This is a genomic window from uncultured Proteiniphilum sp., from assembly GCF_937873925.1.
GTDB lineage: Bacteria > Bacteroidota > Bacteroidia > Bacteroidales > Dysgonomonadaceae > Proteiniphilum.
This window is the reverse complement of the sequence record NZ_CALNAT010000204.1, coordinates 1-19,682: the sequence shown is the minus strand read 5'-3', so window position 1 is coordinate 19,682 and position 19,682 is coordinate 1. Positions and strand designations below refer to the sequence as shown.

The window sequence follows — 19,682 nt, the reverse complement described above, 5'->3', positions numbered from 1 at the left end:
TTACAAAAATGTCAAAGATCTCGATTATAAACAATTAAAAATCAACTGGATCTAAAGTGTCCAGTAGTGATTTAAATAACAAAAATACAGGAATTCAGATAAAAAGCGATATAAATCACATGAATTATGATCAAAACTTTTTTCCCGGAAAAAATGCTGTTGACCGACCTCGCTAAAAAAATTGAGATGTAATGCGGAAAATTACATTCTTCCGCCACCGCCACCGCCGGTGAAAGTGCCGACTGTCGTTACCATCGAGTTCGTGGTAAACGTTACCGCCGATGTCCCGCCCGTATAGGTCGCACCGGAATACAAGCCGTTAAAATCTGTTCCGCCCGATATGTTTCCTCCTTTATAAATAGTGTACGTTGTACCGGCGTTTAAACCGCTGCTGCTAAACAAGAACGCCATTTGGGAATAAGCCCTCGGAATCTTGAATGTCAACACAGAGGTACCGGCCGACTGTATATTGATCAGTTGATTGGCCGACCCTGATCCGCCGTAGATCACGCAACGTTGGATGCTGACATTCGACGAAGGAGTACTGGTCGACCCGCCACCCCCTACTACTGTTCCTCCGGTAATTTTAAACGTATTATTATCGCAATCGAATCCTTCTTCGGGCGCCGTACTGCCGGCCGAAATGACCACTCCCCCGGTAATGGTTAGTGTACCGTTAGAATCGATCCCGTCATTTGTCGTACTGTAACAGTATATATTCCCTCCGTTAATGCCGATATGTGACGCGGCGTTGATACAATCATCATAAGCATTCACCTCTATCGTACCGCCATTGATGGTAAGTGTTGTTTTGCTTTCCAGTCCTTCGGCTTCCACTCCGGAAGTTTTAATTTGTACGGAGCCTCCGTTAATCGTGAGATTGCCATCGCTTTTAACGGCTTTGGCAGCAGAATCATCATTTCCGTATCTGAATTGTCCCCCGCTGGTGGCAACCGAAAGTATTCCGCCGTCAATTACAAGCGCTTTGTCCACATTGATCCCCTTCCCCGCGCTACCGATGCTATTGATCGTGAGATTACCCCCTTTCATCAGGAAATTCCCGTCGCATTTAATTCCGGTAGGGGAAGAAATGCCTTTCTCGTCAGTATCATAAAAAGCCGAACCGGTCGTATTAAGAGTCATTATGCCCTCAACGATCGTCATGTCACCGCCGGTCTTGAATGCTTTGGAGCCATTGCCGACTACGGAAATATTCAGTTCATCACAGTTATTTACCGTAAGAGAACTTTCCGTTTTAATGCCCATTCCTTTTATACCGCTGGTGTTGATATTGATCGTTCCTCCGTTTATCAGAATATACGGATCTATATCGGTTCCCTCATACGAAGCGGCTATTCCGTCGTTCGTACTATTTATCTTTAATGTTCCGCCGTTAATAACCATATATCCTTCTTCACACTGGATGCCGTTGCTCAATGCCTTAACCGTCAACGTGCCCCCATCCATTTGAAAATAATCATTAGCATGTATACCGTCTTTTGCCGCGACTTCTACCGTAATCGTTCCGTTATTGACCAGTATATAATCGTCACTGCATATCGCGTGTTTATAACGCCCGATTACCAGTAGGCTGCCTTTCCCGTCAAAGACCAGTTGCCCTTCACTGAAAAATGTTCCTTTCATGTCTTCATCGCTATTCTGGGGATAAACACTGCTGTCCACAAGACGGTTCGACGTGCCTTCAATCAGTTGAACGGAACCTTTTTTCCCTGACTGAATATTCACGGCCGGTCCAGCAGTATTGATAATACTCACTCCGTTGAAAACCAATCCGAATTTATAATCGCTGTATATTTTTACCGAACCGTCGGCGGTATTTCCCGATAATACGTAGTTTACTTCGGTATCGGTAAGGGTGGAAGCCACCACCACATGCCCATTCGTTTCCACAACGGATACACCTTTAGCCGAGTATGGATTGTTAATGCTGATACCGCCCGGAGAGAAAGCAATTGTTACCGCCTCCCTGAAAACAGAATCTTTACTGTGTGTATCAAAATCTTCATTCACCTCGTAATCAATACCTTTTGAGTCGTCCGGATCCAATATATCGTCGGTAGAACAAGATATAAGAAGAAGACTCATCATACAGACAAAGGAAAACAGAAACTTCATTTTAGTCATATCGTTCATTAAATTTAAACAGTTAAAATCAGTTACCTTAAAAAGAATATATATAAGCTATTCCTAGAACATACCGATTTTCGGGATTATTCACATTCATCTCTTTATCATATAAGCCGAAGAGTTCAAGAGATTGTTGTTTATTTAATTTGTATGAACCGGAAAGCGTATAGCGCATGCCTTCGAACGCATTTCCATCGGGGTTGTTCAACTGGTAGAAACTCTCGACCGATACTGCGGGAGTAATCTTGCATTTCGGAATATCGTACTCGATTTTCAGCCTGTTTCGCCATATCCAGTCGGGATTCATCTTATATGTATCGATCTTCCCGTTGCTCTTGATCCTGTCCGACTCGTCTCTCGTGGTGAGTTGAACCCGTTCCCGCAGGCTGAAATTGAAATTTCCCCATTTCTGCTGTCCTTGCAGATAAGTGATAAAACGATTTCTCGGCTGATAATCGGAATATTCTACATCATAGAAATGAATATATTGGTAGGCCACTCCTATTTTTAAGGGTTTTATGATACGGTATTCCACCCCCACTTTCCCCGATAATCGTGCGATATTCTGCAGATTGTCCTGCATACGGAATTCAAACTCTCCGTTCAACTCAATCTTTTTTAATTTTTTTGCTACTTCAACAGACGACCAAATTCCGAAATCATCGTTTTGTGAACGGAGAGACATACATACCACAAGGAGCAATGAAAAGATGATGATAATTTTTCGTGCCATATAAGCTGTTATTTAAAAATCATCCAGAAAATTTCCCGGTTTCACGATATTATCCGCTGTATTCTGTTTATTGCCGGTAGAATAATAGACTTTCACATAGGCTATATCTTTCAGGAAATCGATCTGACCCACTTCAAAACGTTCTATATTCAGGCCGCTTCGCTGGCGCAGATCCGTGAGCATCTCCGCTTCCCGATCCGGTTTTATCAGTTCTATTTTTTCGTAAATAATCAGTTTGCTGTTTACATGCTTCAGCCTCTTACTATTCTCCAGCGCCCAGAACATGACAATAAAAATAAGATTTGTAAACATCATCTCCATTCCGCTGACCTTACCATTACTCAAAGCGTTAATAACCGAAATACCAATAATTGCGAACAAATAAGTCATTTCCCGCACAGGTAATGTGTCGGTACGGTAACGAAGAATCCCGAAAATAGCGAAAAGTCCCAATGCAAATCCGACCTGTATTTTTACCGAATCCAATAGAAAGATCATTAGGAAAATAGTGGTGCTTACCATTAAAAAAGTAAACAGGTAATCACGCCTCTTCGTTTTTTTGAAGTAAAAAAAATACACGATAATGCCTGTAATAAACAGGTTGAACAGAAAACGAACAATAAGATCGGCCAACGCGTATCCGTTGAAAAAATTAGGCATACTATCCATAGATAAAATCCGTTATTTTATGAATATAAATTGCTTTACGTTTAATTGCATTGTGTTTTATCTCAGGATCGGTCAACGCCGTCCCCAGGCAATACTTACTTATTTTATAGGGGGTGATATGTAATTGTTTCATTTTTTGCTCAATCAGAGAGGGATGACACCGTTCCTTTTTTATTTCGATAATGGTCAAACGAGGCAATTGTACCGTTTTACCCGTATGGATATTCTGAAATTCCAGGTCATTATCAATCGTCAGTCGCTCGGTTTTATCTTTATTCACCAGGGTGACCCTCCGGTAGCAGCTCTCCAGTTTGGGTTCCAGTAAGGAGGAGCAATAAGGTGAACGTGTATCGATAAACGTTCTTGAAGCGGCGCTATCAATAGAATGGGATCCGTTATTATCAATCCGTATTTTCCGGGTTATCCCTTTATTCGATTTGTATTTTATTTCCAGAAAACAACAACGTGAATCGCAATATTCCCTCGTTCTGATCTTGAACCGGTTTAATTTTCCGTTCTGATGCGAATGATACATGGCATAATCATGGGTATCATAATACAAGGTAAAGTATTCGAATGAGCGTTTCCCGGATAAGGCATCCTGCTGAATAAAATAATCGGTTGTGAGTATTTCCAGCAAATGAGGCAACGTTTCCGAACGGAGAATATATTTGGTATCTATCCGTCTCATCAACCGGATGTCTTCCATTTCATCCAGCGTAATCCGTTCAAACGAATCCAGCCTGCACGTTTTATCCATGTATCTATATTATATTTATAGAACTAAAATAACCCCTTATCATTCAATCACGGCTATGCCTAATGGAACTGTCTCCAATAATCATCGGGGGATTTGTCCGAAGCATGTTACATTTTTGTTACAAAAATAGGATAAAAAAAGAAGGCCAATTCGGGCGGAAAATTCATATTGAGGGTGAAGTGAAAAAGAGAACGGGTGAAGCGGCTTTTTATGGGGGTAAAACGGAAAAGATTCAGCATTGCTTTCATTGTTTTCACCGCATCACCCCAACTTCAACCTAAAGGATGCTTTTACATAAACAAAATATTCACAAACTTGCATCTTACCGCAACATTGTCAGCCAATGTTTCAGTTCCGAAGCCCGTTCTTTACTGATCAGAATTTCTTTCTCCGCTTCTACATTCAGTATAAGAGATAAACGGCTTCCCAACCGTATATTCAGTTCTCTTACGGATTTCCGGGAGACGACAAACTGCCGGTTAACCCTGAAAAATAAGACAGGGTCAAGTATTTCTGTCAACGAATTCAATGATTTTTCAGTCGGATAGACTGTTCCGTTGACTGTAAAAACACGTACTTTTTCGTTTTTACTGTAAAAATAAGCGACCTCCTGCGTATCGATAGGAACAATGGTGTCTTTGTAGGAGATGAGGAGCGTTTTCAGATATTTTTTTTGAGGAAAGAGACTCGCGAGACGACGGACATACTCATCACGCTCGCCGCCGGCAAGGAATTTCAGTTTGGCAAGAGCGCGCATCACTTCTTCAGGATGAATGGGTTTCAGTAAATAATCAATACTGTTCACTTTAAACGCCTGTAAAGCATATTCGTTGTAAGCCGTTGTGAAAATGACAGGCGACCTGACTTCCATTCGTTCAAAAATAAGGAATGACTCTCCGTCGGAAAGATGTATATCCATAAAAATAATATCAGGATGGTCATGTGATTTCAACCATTCGACACTCGCTTGCACACTGTCTAATACGGCAATCACAGGTAGATCCGGGGCTACGTCGTTTAAAATAGCCTTCAGGTTACGCGCAGCCGCGGTTTCGTCTTCTATGATTACAGCCTTCATACGATTAAAAATTTAGACACAAGAGATTTGCCACCCATGAATGTTTCATACAATTAAAATTTACTGTCATTCAAACCGGGTCTTTTCTACAATCGGTAATTTTACGGTAAAATTCCGACCGTCATTTTCTATGAGAATATTTTCCGACAGAAGTAACCGGTAACGATCGGTAAGATTTTTCAGTCCGATACCCGTATTTTCTTCGTATCCTAATTTCGGTCTGATCGGATTGGATATAGCCAGTTGTTCTTCTTCGGTAATATAAATACATATAGTCAGAGGTTTCTTTTCCGAAATGACATTGTGCTTAATGATATTTTCTATTACGGGCTGAAAGGATAACACCGGCAATAAATACCGAAGATATTTTCCATCGATATGTATATCGAAAAAAAGCTTATCTTCATATCTTATCTCCAGCATATAACGATATGCATTCAGAAAATAGAGTTCTTCCTGCAGCGCTACAAGTTCTTTCTTGTTCGAGTTTAACACGTATCGGAAAATATGCGACAATTCGTTGATGTATTTCAGTGACGCCTCTTTCTGTTGCTCCCGAACCAAAGCCGACAATGTATTTAGAGAATTGAAAAAGAAATGCGGATTGATCTGGGCAGTAAGCACGTTGTACGTAGCCTGTAAATTTTCGGTCTTGAGGCTTTGATTTTCGAGTTTCATTTGCTGCTGCCTGTAGATCAATATTATAATTGAACCGTACAGCACCGTAATGATTCCGGCAGACAACGTTTTGAACATATCCATCCCGTTCAAATGAAAAGCCTGACGGGGAAAATCCGTAATCAATGTACGAAAGACTAAAAATAGTGTACAAATAACAAGGCTACCTCCAATGGAAACAACCGTATTTTTCCATCCATCCAATTGATGGCCGGTGTTCAACAACAGGTTACGGGTATTGAAATATAACAAAAATAACGCTAAAAAGAAGAATGAAACAAAATCAAACACAAGCCTGGAATGAGCATTTCTTAGGGAGGGCGGTACAGGTAATTGATGATTGTCGAAAGGCGGCATTCTTCTTGCTGGATCCGGAACCATCCGTTCAGGTTGCCCCCCGATTCTTTCTCTTTCCAGGGATGATTGTTCGCGTGTCGGCTGAAAATCCTCCCCATAGCGATTCATGTGTCTCGTAAAATCGGGAAAGATAATAATCAACCCTATAATACATGCTATCAATAGATTAATAACAATAATCGTTGAACGTTTCATACATTCCGGTTTTATATGATGCAAATTAACAGAAAATTTTGAACATTCTATGGTTCGCAAGGTATATTAGGAAATAATGATGATCCGATGTACCTTCTTATCTTACCTTTATTTCCTCTGCCAAATATTTCAGATCAATCGGGTTCCTATCGTCTGGTTTCAAAGGTATTTTTCTGTTATATAATTTCAAAAAAAATATTTTTCTCAAAAAAGAGAAAAAATTCAGTTTTTATTTCAAAATAGTATGTATATTTGCAGACCAAACAGTCGGTTTATATGCATGGCTCGAGAGAACATATAATAAAAAAGGCGACGGCTCTTTTTCTGCAGAAAAGCTTCAAAGCTGTAACGATGAAAGAGATAGTGGAAAGTACCGGACTCTCCAAAGGGGCATTCTATCATTATTTTCCCAGTAAGGAAAGCCTTTTTCTCGAAATAGTAGAAACATATATCAGAATGCTCAATATAGACTTTGACAAATTCAGTAAAAATTCTCTTTATGAATTTTATCATAACTATATCGACAGCAGTTACAAAAAATTCATGCAACTAAAAGAGTTCCTCGAAGATACGAATGATGAAGACGATCTCACTTATATTACCCTGACATTTGATGCGATAAACCTCTTCCCGGGTTTTAAGGAACAGGTAAGGCAACTCCATAACAGGGAATTATCCGCATGGGAAAATGTGATACAATTGGCCATGGAGCGCGGAGAGATCAAAAGTTCAATGACACCGGTGCAAATTGCCAGCCTATTTGTCTACGTCAGTGACGGTATCGGCCAGCGGCTGCTTATGCAAGGGCAAATCGGGGATTTACAGGATGAGTTGTTGATTCTTTGGAATGGATTGTATAATGATTTAAAAGTATAATTTTTTTTTGCACTACCATAAACCGACTGGTCGGTTTTAATATATAATCAATTTGAGGAAATACCCTATAAATAAGGCAGAAATGATTCCTATAACAACATATTCCACATCAACATACCAATTGGTCGGTTTTAAAATACAAAATCAACATAAAATTTACAACTGATTCAATAATAGAACCACAATGGATGTATATCAAACAATATGTTTTCCATAATCATATACCGACTGGTCGGTTTTAAAACAAAAAAAAAGATGATGACAAAAAAGGAAATCCTCACAATGCTGTTTATTTTCGTCGTAATACAGCTATCGGGACAGGACGCAAAGATGTCGCTGTCGTTGAAACAATCCTGCCTACTGGGGATTGAACAAAACGTGAATGTACAGCATGCTGCACTGGAGCAGCAGAAAGCACGCTATCGCTTACGGGAAGCCGAAAGCAAATTGTATCCGCAATTGGAAGCCTATAGTAATTTCAGTTATTACTATGCTATCCCGAAACTGATTATTCCCGGCGAGATATTCGGACAAACCGGACTGATACCGGTGGAAATAGGGACTACATTCGATTGGTCGAATGGCTTCAGGGCGACACAACTGCTATACAGTCAAAGTTATTTTACTTCGCTGAAGCTTGCCCGGCAGATGGAAACGCTGAGTGAGTTAGACCTGCAACAGAAAAAAGAAGAAATTATTTTCCAGGTGTCACAGTTATACTATTTATGCCAGGCCACCCGTGAACAGATCTCACTCCTCGAGGCAAGCAAAAAGAATATGGATCGCCTGCTCGGGATCACCGAATTGCAAAGCAGGAACGATCTTATCCGGAAAACCGATCATTCCAGGGTATCAGTAGCCGCAGACAACCTGCAAACCCAGATAGACAATCTGGATCAGCTATATAGCAACCAATTAGGACTGTTGAAGTATCTTATCGGGTTACCCATGGAGACAGAAGTGGTTTTGTCCGACACCTTTGCTTTGTCGCAGGAGAATATGCTGGTTGACCTGTTCCACAAGACTGGGCTTCCGGAGAGAACGGAACTGCAGGTACTGGATAAACAGATCGAAATAACCGGACTTACCCGGAAATCGATCCGGCAATCCTATCTGCCGACATTGACCGGCTTCGGAGAATTCTATTATCAGGGACAACGTAACGAATTCGATTTTTTCAAAGGAGGAAATGATAAATTCTTCAGGGTCGGATTTGTGGGTATCAACCTGACTATCCCGCTTTTCGATGGTTTTGAGAAACGATCGAAAATAAAACAATACGATCTGGAATTGATGCAATTGAGGAACGCGCGGGAAAACCAACTGGAATATTTCTCCAAAGAACTTGTCGATGCCCTGAACCAGTATAAGAACAGTCTGGAAATCCTGCGCCGGCAGGAAAAGAACATACAGGTCGCGGAAGAGATTTACGACGTCAGTTTACAGGGATACCGGCAACAGGTCGTTTCGCTGTCCGATCTGATGATGTCGGAGAACGAACTCACCGAAGCACACCTCTCCTACTCTAATGCATTGATGCAACTGAAAAATGCTGAAGTGGAGATGAAGAAAGTAAAAGGAGAAATGCTTTTTATAATTGAAAATTGAATCGGATTCAAGATTCAAAATTTAAGATTCAAGATTTAAAGACTGAAATCAGAAGATTACGATATAAACATCAATATATCAAATAAATAATAAAGAAGAAGGTGATATGATGGAAAAGTGGAAAGGTAATTAATCTGCTAATCAGTAAATCGATAAATCAACAAATCTGTCTTTACTCTTTGCTCTTTATTCTTTACTCTAAACAAATATACAAATGAAACGAATTAAAAAGTATGCCGTAACAGGGATCATTATTGCTGTAGCAGCTCTGGGGATCCTTCAACTGGTCAACAACAAGAAACGGTTAGACAACGAACTGCAAACCATGCAACAATACAGCATGGTCGTCCCGGTGGAAGTTATTACTCCGGAAAGACAAAGCATCTCGCAACGTATTACGGAAAACGGTGTATTGACCTCCGGATCCGAAATCACAATCCTTTCCGAAACAGCCGGAAATATATTGTCGGTCAATGGGAATATCGGGGATAAAGTGTACGCCGGACAAATTCTTGTCACGGTGGAAAAAGAGTTGGTAGAAAGTCAGTTCCAACTGGCGAAAACCAACCTGGAACATGCGGAAAAAGACCTGGCACGCTATGACAATCTGGCGGAAGGCGAAGCTGTGACACAACAACAACTGGAAGCTGTAAAACTGAAATACCGGGATGCGCAGGCCCAATTCACGGCATCGAAAAAGCAATTGGAGAATACCACTATCCGCTCTCCTGTCAATGGGGTGATTGCAAACCGCCTGGTAGAAAAAGGCGCAACCCTGTTGCCTTCCATTCCGGTATTCACGATCGCAGAACAGGATAGGATGGTGTTCACGGTAAATATGGCGGAGGAAGACGTGCGGACGCTCGGCAGGGAACGGAAAGCCGAAATCTTCATTGATGCGTCTCCGGAAAACTCTTTCACGGGGAACATCCGCGGCATAAGTACCGTACCGGATCTCTCGGGACGCTACAAAGTAGAAATGGAATTGAACAATCCCGGCGGATTATTGCGGGCGGGAATGAGCGGAAAAGCTGTTTTCACCAGCGATAGCGGTGACGACGGACTCATTATTCTCCGTAAATGTATCGTCGGCAGTGTCAGGGATGGAAAAGTGTTTATCGTCAGTGATGATACCGTGGTCTCCAGGCAGGTAAAAGGCCATACACTGAACGAGGCCGAAGTCCTGGTAACCGAAGGTGTAACGGAAACCGACAGGATCGTCCTCTCCGGACAGATCAATTTAGAAGACGGCAGTAAAATAAGAATCCTAAAGCAATAAAAATCATCACAATGAATCTATCGGAATTATCTGTAAAACGCCCCACCCTTGTGATCGTCGTGTTTACCGTGCTCGCATTCCTGGGCATATTGAGCTACCGGTCATTGAAATATGAACTGATACCCGACTTCAGCTCTCCGGTCTTTACGGTGGTAACCGCATATCCCGGTGCAGGTTCCGTTGAAGTGGAAAACAGCGTGTCCAAACCTATCGAGGAAGCCCTTTCGGGATTACCCAGTATCGACGTCATCCGTGCCATCTCTCAGGAAGGCGTTTCCATCGTGATGGTTACACTGCAAATCAATGCCGACGTCGATCCCATCGTGAACGATGCAGTACGGAAAATTCAGGCAGCCCGCAGCCTGTTGCCGCCTCAGGTATTGGAACCTACCGTCACGAAACTGTCGGTAAACGCCCTGCCGGTCATGGTGCTGAGCGTGAGGGCCGATATGCCTGCAACGGAATTGTTCGATGAATTGAATTACCGCATCAAACCGGCATTTGCAAAAATAGAAGGAGTGGCTGAGATCGATTTTCTGGGAACATCGGAACGGGAAATACAGGTCAACGTGAATCACGATAAACTGGATAATTACAATTTATCCATCCTGCAGGTGGTAAATGCCATTCAGGCGTCGAATCTCGATTTTCCCGTGGGAAAGATCACGACCGACCGCAACCAGACCATGTTACGTATGTCTGCAAAATTTACGCAGATACAGGAAATCGCCGATCTGGTGATCACCGGACGGAGTGACGGTTCTCTGATAAAACTGAAGGATATAGCCGAGATCATCGACACGGAGAAGGATGCCGGCACACTATATCGTGTGAACGGTGAACCGGCTGTAGGCATCCAGATCAAAAAACAGGACGGAGCCAATACTGTTGCCGTATGCGATGCAATAAAGGAAGAGATCACATCACTCGAGAATCGTTATGCTGCATCGAACATGCAGTTCTCTATTCCGCAGGATGGTTCGCTGATCATCATCGATGCTGCCGACTCGGTACAGTTCGACCTGATACTGGCTGTTATCCTGGTAACATTCGTCATGCTTTTTTTCCTGCATAGCATACGCAATGCCGTTATCGTGATGGTCGCCGTACCCTTGTCCATTATTTCCACCTTCATCGGGATGGAACTGCTGGGATACACCCTCAACTTGCTCACATTACTGGCACTTTCGCTGGTGATCGGTACGCTGATCGACGATGCCATCGTGGTACTCGAAAATATATACCGCCACCTGGAAATGGGGAAAAGCCGTTTGCAGGCAACCGTCGACGGTATACGTGAAATCGGGCTGAGCGTAATATCCATTACCCTGGTGCTCGTGGTGGTGTTCTTTCCTGTTGCACTGTCCCAAAGCATTATATCGCCGGTAATCGCACCGTTTGCCATGGTGATCGTTATTTCGATCTCGATAAGCCTGTTGGTGGCCTTTACTGTCGTTCCCCTGCTTACCTCGCGTTTCTCCAAACTCGAAACCCTCGACCGGAAGACAGGATGGGGCAGGATCATCGGTGGTTTCGAACAGGGAATGACCGCCTTCTCGAATGCCATCCAACAGCTTCTTCAATGGTCGTTGCGCCGCAAATGGATCACAATGGTCGTCGCAATCCTGCTGTTTGCCGGTTCACTGATGCTACTCGCCAGCGGTTTTATCGGCAGCGAGTTGATGAATATAGGCGACACGGGCGAATGCATCGTGAAAGTGGAATATCCGAAAAATTACACCATCGAACAGAACAACCTGATGACACGCAGGATAGAAGAGGCCATCAGTAAAAAACCCGAAGTAATCGGGATTTACTCATCTATTGGCAGCGGATCGGGGTTCCTCGCGACGCAAAGCGGCAATTACCAATCCGAGATCAATATCAAACTGGTGGATAAAACAAGACGGGACATTTCGTCGAATGTTTTTGTGAAAAGGCTGGAAAACGAACTGAATGAAACCTTTACCGACGTGAAAGTAGAATCGGCCGTGGTAAGCCTTGTCGGAAGTGCCGACGAAGCGCCGATCCAGGTTGTCTTTCAGTCGTCTGATACGGATACCCTGATGGTTTTTGCCGAACAAATACGCAGGCAGATCAGTGAAATCCCCGGAGCGAATAATGTGAGGCTAAGCATCGAAAGCGGAAATCCCGAAGTGGTGATCAGACCGGATAAGGAAAAAATGGCACGGCTGGGATTATCACCCGAAACGGTGGGCGCCACCATCTACACCTCCTTTAGCGGAAACAGCGACAGTAAATTCCAAAGCGAAAATTTTGAGTACGATATCAACGTGCGTCTCGATGCTTTTAACCGGCAATCCATCCGAGATGTGGAGAACCTGACATTTATGAATGCTGCCGGACAAACGGTGAAACTCAAACAATTTGCTTCCGTCACGGAAGAAACCGGAACTTCGCAACTCGAGCGCTACGGGCGTATATCGTCGGTAATGCTCGAATCGCAGGCACTGGGACGAGCCGTGGGAGATGTCGGAAATGATGTTATCTCCTTTCTGGAAAAAACGGATTTTCCGGAAGGCGTTACCTGGCTACCCGAAGGGGAATTCAAATACCAGGAAGATGCATTCGGCAGCCTGGGCACGGCTTTACTGATCGCCATCGTACTGGCCTACCTGATCATGGTGGCATTATATGAAAGTTTCCTGCACCCTTTCGTGGTACTTTTCTCTATTCCCCTCTCTATTATCGGCGCTTTGCTGGCGCTGGCCCTGACAGGGCAGGCGCTTAGCATTTTCAGTCTGCTCGGTATTATTATGCTGGTAGGGCTGGTACTTAAGAATGCCATTCTGGTGGTCGACTTTACCAATCACCTGCGCAGGGAAGGCAAAGATATCCACGATGCGTTGACAGAGGCAGTACAGCTCCGGCTCCGTCCCATCGTGATGACCGCCATCTCTACCGTAATAGGGATGTTGCCTATTGCCCTGTCGCACGGTGCGGGAAGCGAATGGAAAAGTGGTATGGGATGGGTGCTGATTGGCGGACTGCTAAGTTCAATGCTGCTTTCGCTTGTAGTGGTACCCGTAGTTTACGCGATTGCCGAACAGGCAAAAGCATTCATTAAAATGAGATTAAAAACGACATGAAAGAAAAAACAAACCCAAAAATGAAACAACCTTTAGCCTACATTCATCCCGATGCAAACATCGCGCCAACGGTCGAGATAGAGCCATTTGCCACCATCGATAAAAATGTTGTCATCGGAGAGGGAACCCGTATCGGTTCCAACGTGAGAATTATGAAGGGCGCGCGAATCGGTAAAAACTGCCATATCTTTCCCGGGGCAGTGATAGGTGCCATTCCACAGGACCTTAAATTCAGGGGAGAAGAGACGCTTGCCATTATCGGCGACAATACGACCATACGGGAATTCGCGACCGTCAACAGGGGAACCATCGCCAAAGGTAAAACCATTATAGGGAACAATTGCCTGATTATGGCTTACTGCCATATCGCACACGATTGTATACTGGGCAACAATATAATCATGGCCAATACGACACAACTGGCAGGAGAAGTTGTTATCGACGATCATGCTGTTTTAAGCGGCGGTATACTGGTTCATCAGTTTACGCATATCGGTTCGCATGTAATGATCCAGGGAGGATCGAAAATAAACAAAGACGTACCTCCTTTCGTAAAAGCGGGACGTGATCCCGTTTCATATACAGGCATCAACTCTGTGGGATTGCGACGACGAAATTATACCAACGGGCAGATAGAAAACATTCGGAATATTTACCGTTATCTCTATTTGATGGGTATGAACACGTCGCAAGCCCTCGAACGCATTGAAACCGAATTCCCCGTCACAAAAGAACGCGATGATATTTTGCTTTTCGTACGCAGCTCTTCACGCGGAATTATGAAGGGACCGCCGGAACAGCACAGTAAAGATGTACCTGCTCTATCCTATTAAACCGGTATAACCGCAGCGCAGGCCGTTCTACCATGGATAATCAAATATCTGTGAGTGAGTTTTTAATAACCATTCTAATAAACATCGAATATGTTGAATCGTGTTTTTAAACTGGAACCCTGGTATTTTATCATTGCAATAGTGGTATTTTATATCCTGACTGTTATTGTTGCGGACGTCAAGCTTAAACAAATGCCAATGGCATCAGTAAATACTAGTTTAATTGAGCTTGAGGAAATCGAATTTAATGATGAAGAGCTCTATTTTGTGTTTTTTCATGACAGCAGTTCGGAACTCTGCGAAAAAGTGAGATTTAATATTGAAAGGCTGATTGAAAGTAATCAGGAACCGGTTTGTTTTTACGCCATAGATGTAAGCAAAAACCCCGGGCCTTTTTATGAATATAATGTCTCCGGCGTTCCTAATATATTGGTTTTTAAGGGAAATAAAGAAATAAAAAGGATCATGGGCGTAGTGCCATATAAAAATTTAGCAAACATCTTCCAAAGAATGAGAAAAATTTATAGCATAGACTCTTATGACGAATCAAGAAACAAATAAGAAACAATTCCTTATATCAGAAAAAATCAGAAAACAAATAATTCATCCTTAAAACCAAACATATTCGTATTTGTTTGTGTGTTATCAGGATTAATTATCGGTTACATATACTGGTATCATTGGGGAATATATTACGGCACACTTCCTCTCTCTTCCGAATGTTGGGTAAATTGTGTCTATGGAGGATTAATCGGGGGATTGTCGGGTAGTTTAATAAAGGAATAACTATTTCGTTAAGCAATAGTCTAAATTTATTGAATTTTTGAGGAATCGCGAGTAACGTTAAAAATAGTACAAGAATACTTACCATCGACATTTATTCAAAACAGGGAGATATAAAGAGAGACGGATCAATCATCCCTCAGTACTTTCCATATTTCAACAGGATAATCGGATTCAATGATGTCGGGATTTATTCTGATTGCTTCCCGATAGGCAGATTCTCTTTCCCCGGCTGTCCTCAACCTATCGAGTGACGGAGCATAGGAAACCATACACCTGACACCTTTGGCCCGCAGTTGTTCCACAATATGTCGGTTGGAATCATTAATAGTCTGTCCCACATAGGCGATCATATTTTCCCAGGGAACGCCGGAAATGGCGATATCTTCAAACTCAGCATCATTTCTCGCGAAAACGGACAGCATGATTCCCGGCAACCTGTCGGAATAATATCTTGCTTGTGCTCCCGTATGCACTGTAAGCATTACATGCTTTTCCGCCTTATGTTTCCTGATCAACTCCACGATCAAATGGAGCGGTACATCTTTTTTATCCAGGTTAATAACGGTCTTACCTTTACTCCATCTGATCACCTCTTCAAGTGTAGGTATTTTGGCGGATGTAACATTTCCTTCATGGTCTTTTAACCTTACCGATTGCAGGTCGGACAAAGTATAATCAGACAGATTACCGGTTGCATCCGTAGTCCTGTCCAGGGTGGCGTCGTGCATAAGTACAATCACACTATCCTTGGTCAGACGGGGGTCTATCTCGAAAAAAGCAGGCATTTGTGCCAACACATGCTGAAATCCCTCCATGCTATTCTCCGGATAATTGGGCTCCCGGCCGCCTCTGTGCCCGCTTACCAATATTGAGCTATCCGCTTTGTAAGCAAAGTATTGATGCGTATCCCTGAGCTTTTTAAATTTAATATAATTTTCTTCACCTCCCTGTGTTTTGCAACTGTTCAAAGAAAGCAGGAAAACCAAAAAAAGAGAGATCAGGAAGAGCGGATTGTTGTTGATTTTTGTCATAGCTATTTTATAAATTATCCGGGGAGTATTGTAATATACAATACTCCCCAAAATTATAACATAAAGATAGAAAAAACTAATAATCTTTCTTCTTTCCGTTCTTTTCACCGGTGGGTTATTGCAATCTGGTCAGCCGGTAAAGAAGCTGTTGAATTGTCTCCTGACAATCGTCGAGGATCGATTTCGAAAAATCTTCACTGAACAGTTCACGAGTGGATTCCACATATTTGTAGAAATCAGACGCGTGCTTTACAATATCGTCCGGAACGGAAGTCTCAGGGATTACAATGTTCAGATCACCCTTCAACGCGTAAGACGTTTCGGTGAGCCGGTCGGTTATATCCGATAAACTACCTATGGCCTGGTCCAGTGCAATATGCTGGGCATAACTGCCTTTGCCTGTTACATTCCAGTGATAAAGTTTTAAGCTGTTATTAAAAGAAAAGAGTCCTCCGATAAAAGCCGCAATTTCTTTGTTTGCGGAACTTACTTTTGCATCGGGTTGCTTTAATGTTGCTGTATTCATAATTTATTTTTTAGGTTGTTTGATGTCTATCTAACAACCGGCACGAAAAAAAGTGCTCACAGTTTGATCGATTATGTTGATATGACATAATTTACATCTATATATCAGTAGCACTTCAGGTCATTCTCCGGCAATCCATCTTTCTCTTTGCATTATTGTTTTATAATAATTACCTTTACGTATTCAATCGCATAAAGACAGTAAAGATCATCACTCCTTTTATCAAAATCGGGAGGGATTTTGTGTATGATAAATTTCTGCCATTTGGTTAAATAAAAAAAGTTGAAATAATGGATTACAGACTGGAAATATGCGCCAATTCCGTGACCAGTTGCCTGGAGGCCCGGAAGGGAGGCGCTTACCGTGTGGAACTTTGCGCGGCCATTCCCGAAGGAGGTACTACCCCTTCGTATGGAGAGATTACTCTGGCAAGGGAATTACTCGATATCAAACTGAACGTGATCATCCGTCCGCGGGGTGGCGATTTTTTGTATTCAGAGCTGGAACACAAAATCATGCTGAAAGATATCGAAACAGCCCGGACCTTGGGAGTCGACGGCGTAGTGATCGGCTGCCTCACCGCAGAGGGTGAAGTGGATATGGAGCGGAATCGGGAACTGATCGATGCTGCCGGTGGAATGAGCGTCACCTTTCACCGTGCTTTCGATATGTGTCGCGATCCCTTTGACAGCCTCGAAAAAATTATCTCTTTAGGATGCCACCGGATACTCACTTCGGGACAACGGCAACAGGCGGAGCAAGGCATTCTGCTCCTGAAAGAGCTGGTACAAAGGGCGGCCGCCCGCATTATCATTATGCCCGGCAGCGGTATCAATATGAACAATATAATTACCATTGCAAGGGAGACCGGTGCAAAGGAATTTCATCTCTCGGCAAGAAAAGCGGTGGAGAGTTCCATGATCTACCGCAATCCCAATATTAAAATGGGAGGAACCACGGTAGTGATCGACGAATATGAACAGCAGGTCACCAATTCGGAATTGGTAAGAAACACGGCAGCAGTGCTGAATAATCTTACTCTATAAGCCGAATTATTTACTACTGATTACAGTTTACCGGTAGTTGAGCCTGTAATAAAAATTGGTCGAGCAATGAATGTGGGGCCATATCTGAACACCGGAAGGAGAACCGACTTCCAAGTCCTCCAAAAAAACTGTCCCCGCAAAGATGAAGAGGACAGTTTTCTTGTAAAGTCGGCAAATGAATTTGTTTCTTGCCAGTCTATGAAAATAAAATCAAAAGAATATGACTAAAAACTCAAACCTAATCGTAACGAAATGTTTTCATAGTTATAAGAACTATGATATTTTTCACCTTTATCATTACTTAAATCCCCATTTAATTTTTGCAAGTCATAAGCAAGTGATAGCTGAAGAGTGTTTTTATTATTGATTGAATAGGCTACGCCGACTGCGGGTGATATAAAAAAACCTCCAGTATTATGAAGATCCACTTTGCCTTCAATGGGCCTGTTAATGTTATCATCAAAATGAAGTTTTTGCGAAGAAATACCGTAGCCGGTTTTAAGATTCAAAAATGGACGAAACATTCTCCCTATCGGTATATTATAATTAACTACCGCATAAACAGGAAAATTAGTTAATCTCTGTGCCCGCTTAGTTAAATTGAATATAGGTGAAGGGTCATAATAATATTTGAATCCCACCCCGAGACCAAATGAAAGTTGTTCATTTTGTTTATATAATGGAGTGATAAAGATTTGGGCGGAATTAAAATCGCCATCAATACCAAATCCATATCCTAATTCCAACTGACCACCTATTTTGTTCTCCTGCGAAAAAACAGGTGAAAAAGATAGGTAAGTAATAACTGCCAAATAAATAAAAATTGTCTTCTTCATAAATTCTGTTTTATAAGTTTTTAGATGTATTCTCATAGATAATACGCCCCAGCAATGAATTTCCTTACTTATTGATTTTCAAAAGTAAATAAAAATCATACATAAACAGTATGAACTGTCAATAATTATATATTTTTAATGGTATGCAGAAGAACTTTGATGTTTTATATGTCTTTATTATGCCAAACTCCCTCGTAAGGGATAACAGGTCTCTGTTATTCAGAGCTTACCTCTTCTTGTTCAATTTACAGTGGAAATATTCAAATCTTGGAATTTACTCCTAATTTGTTCATTAATTTCTGTTTTGTATACATTTTGTAAGACCTTTGTAGGTGTAAATAATTGGCCGAATAAGTGTTTAATACAAAATCCAAGAAATCTTTGGTATGAATAAAAACCTAAGAATACCCGCACGATATATGCTCCGCAAAGGACCTTGGAATAGTTACTGTTTTGTCCAAGCCATACCATTTCTTTTTTATTTTCAACCGCCTCTTCAATCACACGGTACATAGAATTAATATGTATCAGTTTCAATTCTTTGGCTGAATTATTATAGTTTAGTCCGATATAGAGAGGGATCAAGGCGTCTTTATCCTCTAATACCAATCCAATAGAATGAACTGTCCCATTCTGTGATCTTTCGCAATTAAAAGAAAGGAATTTTCTTTTAGATTCTCATTGATATTCCGGAAAAAATTCTCATTCATAATCTCGAATTGTGTCTGAGAATTACCAAGGGTAGAAAGATAAAATTCTTCGAATACTTTAGTCATACCTGTAAAATCTACAACCTTCTCCCATAAGCTGGCATGATTAAGCTTATCATGGATGACAATATTTTCTGCACTCAGCAATCCTACCAATACCCCCAGATTGGCAGCAAAACCTGAAGAAAAAATTATGGCATCCTCAAATACTTTGATCCGGGCAATAGTTGCTTCAAGTTTATTTTGCAACAGGGTAGTCCCACTTAATAAGGGGACCCCACCGGACCCAATACCATATTGCTGTGTGGACTCATTTGCTGCATTGATTGCTTTTTCATTCGTCACCGTTCAGGTAATTGTTCGAACCGAACATAATGGCCTGTTTTTCCCTTCGAGAATGTCGGTCATAATATGTTACTTCCT

The 19,682-nt window shown here is 42.1% G+C and carries 18 protein-coding genes; 7 read left to right on the top strand and 11 right to left on the bottom strand.

Going from position 1 to position 19,682, the window contains the following annotated elements; genetic code table 11:
* Positions 1-201: 201 nt before the first annotated feature.
* From Q0502_RS13885 to Q0502_RS13860, 6 genes are all read right to left on the bottom strand, one after another.
* Complete coding sequence (locus tag Q0502_RS13885) at positions 202-2,145, bottom strand: carbohydrate-binding domain-containing protein (RefSeq protein WP_298651807.1); 1,944 nt, start codon at positions 2,143-2,145, stop codon at positions 202-204.
* Positions 2,146-2,182: 37 nt separating this feature from the next.
* The gene (locus Q0502_RS13880) at positions 2,183-2,881 is read right to left on the bottom strand and encodes a DUF2490 domain-containing protein (RefSeq protein WP_298651805.1); all 699 of its coding nucleotides are present in this window, start codon (positions 2,879-2,881) and stop codon (positions 2,183-2,185) included.
* Between the two features lie 12 nt (positions 2,882-2,893).
* A complete protein-coding gene (locus Q0502_RS13875; protein WP_298651802.1) occupies positions 2,894-3,550 on the bottom strand; it encodes a DUF4956 domain-containing protein in 657 nt (218 codons plus the stop codon).
* Positions 3,543-4,310 (bottom strand): polyphosphate polymerase domain-containing protein, encoded by a 768-nt coding sequence (locus Q0502_RS13870; RefSeq protein WP_298651798.1) that lies wholly within the window; start codon positions 4,308-4,310, stop codon positions 3,543-3,545. The genes Q0502_RS13875 and Q0502_RS13870 overlap by 8 nt, the downstream gene beginning before the upstream one ends.
* 322 nt (positions 4,311-4,632) lie before the next feature.
* Positions 4,633-5,388: a LytTR family DNA-binding domain-containing protein gene (locus Q0502_RS13865; RefSeq protein WP_298651795.1), complete on the bottom strand. Its 756-nt coding sequence runs from the start codon at positions 5,386-5,388 to the stop codon at positions 4,633-4,635.
* A 66-nt stretch (positions 5,389-5,454) separates the two neighbouring features.
* Entirely contained in the window at positions 5,455-6,618 is a 1,164-nt protein-coding gene (locus Q0502_RS13860) for a histidine kinase (protein WP_298651791.1), read from the bottom strand.
* Positions 6,619-6,894: 276 nt separating this feature from the next.
* Between Q0502_RS13860 and Q0502_RS13855 the strand changes: the two genes are divergently transcribed.
* From Q0502_RS13855 to Q0502_RS13830, 6 genes are all read left to right on the top strand, one after another.
* Entirely contained in the window at positions 6,895-7,494 is a 600-nt protein-coding gene (locus Q0502_RS13855; protein WP_298651787.1) for a TetR/AcrR family transcriptional regulator, read from the top strand.
* 255 nt (positions 7,495-7,749) lie between these two features.
* Positions 7,750-9,102 (top strand): TolC family protein, encoded by a 1,353-nt coding sequence (locus tag Q0502_RS13850; protein ID WP_298651786.1) that lies wholly within the window; start codon positions 7,750-7,752, stop codon positions 9,100-9,102.
* Between the two features lie 214 nt (positions 9,103-9,316).
* The gene (locus Q0502_RS13845; RefSeq protein WP_298651784.1) at positions 9,317-10,381 is read left to right on the top strand and encodes an efflux RND transporter periplasmic adaptor subunit; all 1,065 of its coding nucleotides are present in this window, start codon (positions 9,317-9,319) and stop codon (positions 10,379-10,381) included.
* A gap of 11 nt (positions 10,382-10,392) precedes the next feature.
* Positions 10,393-13,491 (top strand): efflux RND transporter permease subunit, encoded by a 3,099-nt coding sequence (locus tag Q0502_RS13840; protein ID WP_298651781.1) that lies wholly within the window; start codon positions 10,393-10,395, stop codon positions 13,489-13,491.
* Between the two features lie 20 nt (positions 13,492-13,511).
* Positions 13,512-14,324, top strand: coding sequence for an acyl-ACP--UDP-N-acetylglucosamine O-acyltransferase (lpxA, locus tag Q0502_RS13835; RefSeq protein ID WP_298651779.1), 813 nt, complete (start codon positions 13,512-13,514; stop codon positions 14,322-14,324).
* A gap of 90 nt (positions 14,325-14,414) precedes the next feature.
* Positions 14,415-14,885, top strand: coding sequence for a thioredoxin family protein (locus Q0502_RS13830; RefSeq protein ID WP_298651776.1), 471 nt, complete (start codon positions 14,415-14,417; stop codon positions 14,883-14,885).
* Positions 14,886-15,235: 350 nt separating this feature from the next.
* On the opposite strand, the gene Q0502_RS13825 is transcribed toward Q0502_RS13830, so the two are convergent.
* Positions 15,236-16,141, bottom strand: a complete 906-nt coding sequence (locus tag Q0502_RS13825) for a glycerophosphodiester phosphodiesterase family protein (protein WP_298651774.1) — start codon at positions 16,139-16,141, stop codon at positions 15,236-15,238.
* A gap of 115 nt (positions 16,142-16,256) precedes the next feature.
* Entirely contained in the window at positions 16,257-16,667 is a 411-nt protein-coding gene (locus Q0502_RS13820; RefSeq protein WP_298651771.1) for a DUF5856 family protein, read from the bottom strand.
* Positions 16,668-16,954: 287 nt separating this feature from the next.
* Here Q0502_RS13820 and Q0502_RS13815 point away from each other — a divergent pair, with 287 nt between their 5' ends.
* Complete coding sequence (locus Q0502_RS13815) at positions 16,955-17,713, top strand: copper homeostasis protein CutC (RefSeq protein ID WP_298651810.1); 759 nt, start codon at positions 16,955-16,957, stop codon at positions 17,711-17,713.
* Between the two features lie 224 nt (positions 17,714-17,937).
* Here the strand turns inward: Q0502_RS13815 and Q0502_RS13810 are convergent, their stop codons facing one another.
* The 3 genes from Q0502_RS13810 to Q0502_RS13800 form a co-directional block, all read right to left on the bottom strand.
* Positions 17,938-18,549, bottom strand: a complete 612-nt coding sequence (locus tag Q0502_RS13810; RefSeq protein ID WP_298651768.1) for an outer membrane beta-barrel protein — start codon at positions 18,547-18,549, stop codon at positions 17,938-17,940.
* Between the two features lie 240 nt (positions 18,550-18,789).
* On the bottom strand, positions 18,790-19,158 hold the full coding sequence (locus Q0502_RS13805; RefSeq protein WP_298651765.1) for a hypothetical protein: 369 nt from the start codon (positions 19,156-19,158) through the stop codon (positions 18,790-18,792).
* Positions 19,149-19,604, bottom strand: coding sequence for a hypothetical protein (locus Q0502_RS13800; protein WP_298651762.1), 456 nt, complete (start codon positions 19,602-19,604; stop codon positions 19,149-19,151). Before Q0502_RS13800 ends, Q0502_RS13805 begins: the two co-directional genes overlap by 10 nt.
* Positions 19,605-19,682: the final 78 nt, after the last annotated feature.

Bases quoted from the DNA above. Each gene is read 5' to 3' on its own strand.
- Q0502_RS13885 (WP_298651807.1), bottom strand. From the start codon at position 2,145: ATGACTAAAATGAAGTTTCTGTTTTCCTTTGTCTGTATGATGAGTCTT.
- Q0502_RS13880 (WP_298651805.1), bottom strand. From the start codon at position 2,881: ATGGCACGAAAAATTATCATCATCTTTTCATTGCTCCTTGTGGTATGT.
- Q0502_RS13875 (WP_298651802.1), bottom strand. From the start codon at position 3,550: ATGGATAGTATGCCTAATTTTTTCAACGGATACGCGTTGGCCGATCTT.
- Q0502_RS13870 (WP_298651798.1), bottom strand. From the start codon at position 4,310: ATGGATAAAACGTGCAGGCTGGATTCGTTTGAACGGATTACGCTGGAT.
- Q0502_RS13865 (WP_298651795.1), bottom strand. From the start codon at position 5,388: ATGAAGGCTGTAATCATAGAAGACGAAACCGCGGCTGCGCGTAACCTG.
- Q0502_RS13860 (WP_298651791.1), bottom strand. From the start codon at position 6,618: ATGAAACGTTCAACGATTATTGTTATTAATCTATTGATAGCATGTATT.
- Q0502_RS13855 (WP_298651787.1), top strand. From the start codon at position 6,895: ATGCATGGCTCGAGAGAACATATAATAAAAAAGGCGACGGCTCTTTTT.
- Q0502_RS13850 (WP_298651786.1), top strand. From the start codon at position 7,750: ATGATGACAAAAAAGGAAATCCTCACAATGCTGTTTATTTTCGTCGTA.
- Q0502_RS13845 (WP_298651784.1), top strand. From the start codon at position 9,317: ATGAAACGAATTAAAAAGTATGCCGTAACAGGGATCATTATTGCTGTA.
- Q0502_RS13840 (WP_298651781.1), top strand. From the start codon at position 10,393: ATGAATCTATCGGAATTATCTGTAAAACGCCCCACCCTTGTGATCGTC.
- lpxA (WP_298651779.1), top strand. From the start codon at position 13,512: ATGAAACAACCTTTAGCCTACATTCATCCCGATGCAAACATCGCGCCA.
- Q0502_RS13830 (WP_298651776.1), top strand. From the start codon at position 14,415: ATGTTGAATCGTGTTTTTAAACTGGAACCCTGGTATTTTATCATTGCA.
- Q0502_RS13825 (WP_298651774.1), bottom strand. From the start codon at position 16,141: ATGACAAAAATCAACAACAATCCGCTCTTCCTGATCTCTCTTTTTTTG.
- Q0502_RS13820 (WP_298651771.1), bottom strand. From the start codon at position 16,667: ATGAATACAGCAACATTAAAGCAACCCGATGCAAAAGTAAGTTCCGCA.
- Q0502_RS13810 (WP_298651768.1), bottom strand. From the start codon at position 18,549: ATGAAGAAGACAATTTTTATTTATTTGGCAGTTATTACTTACCTATCT.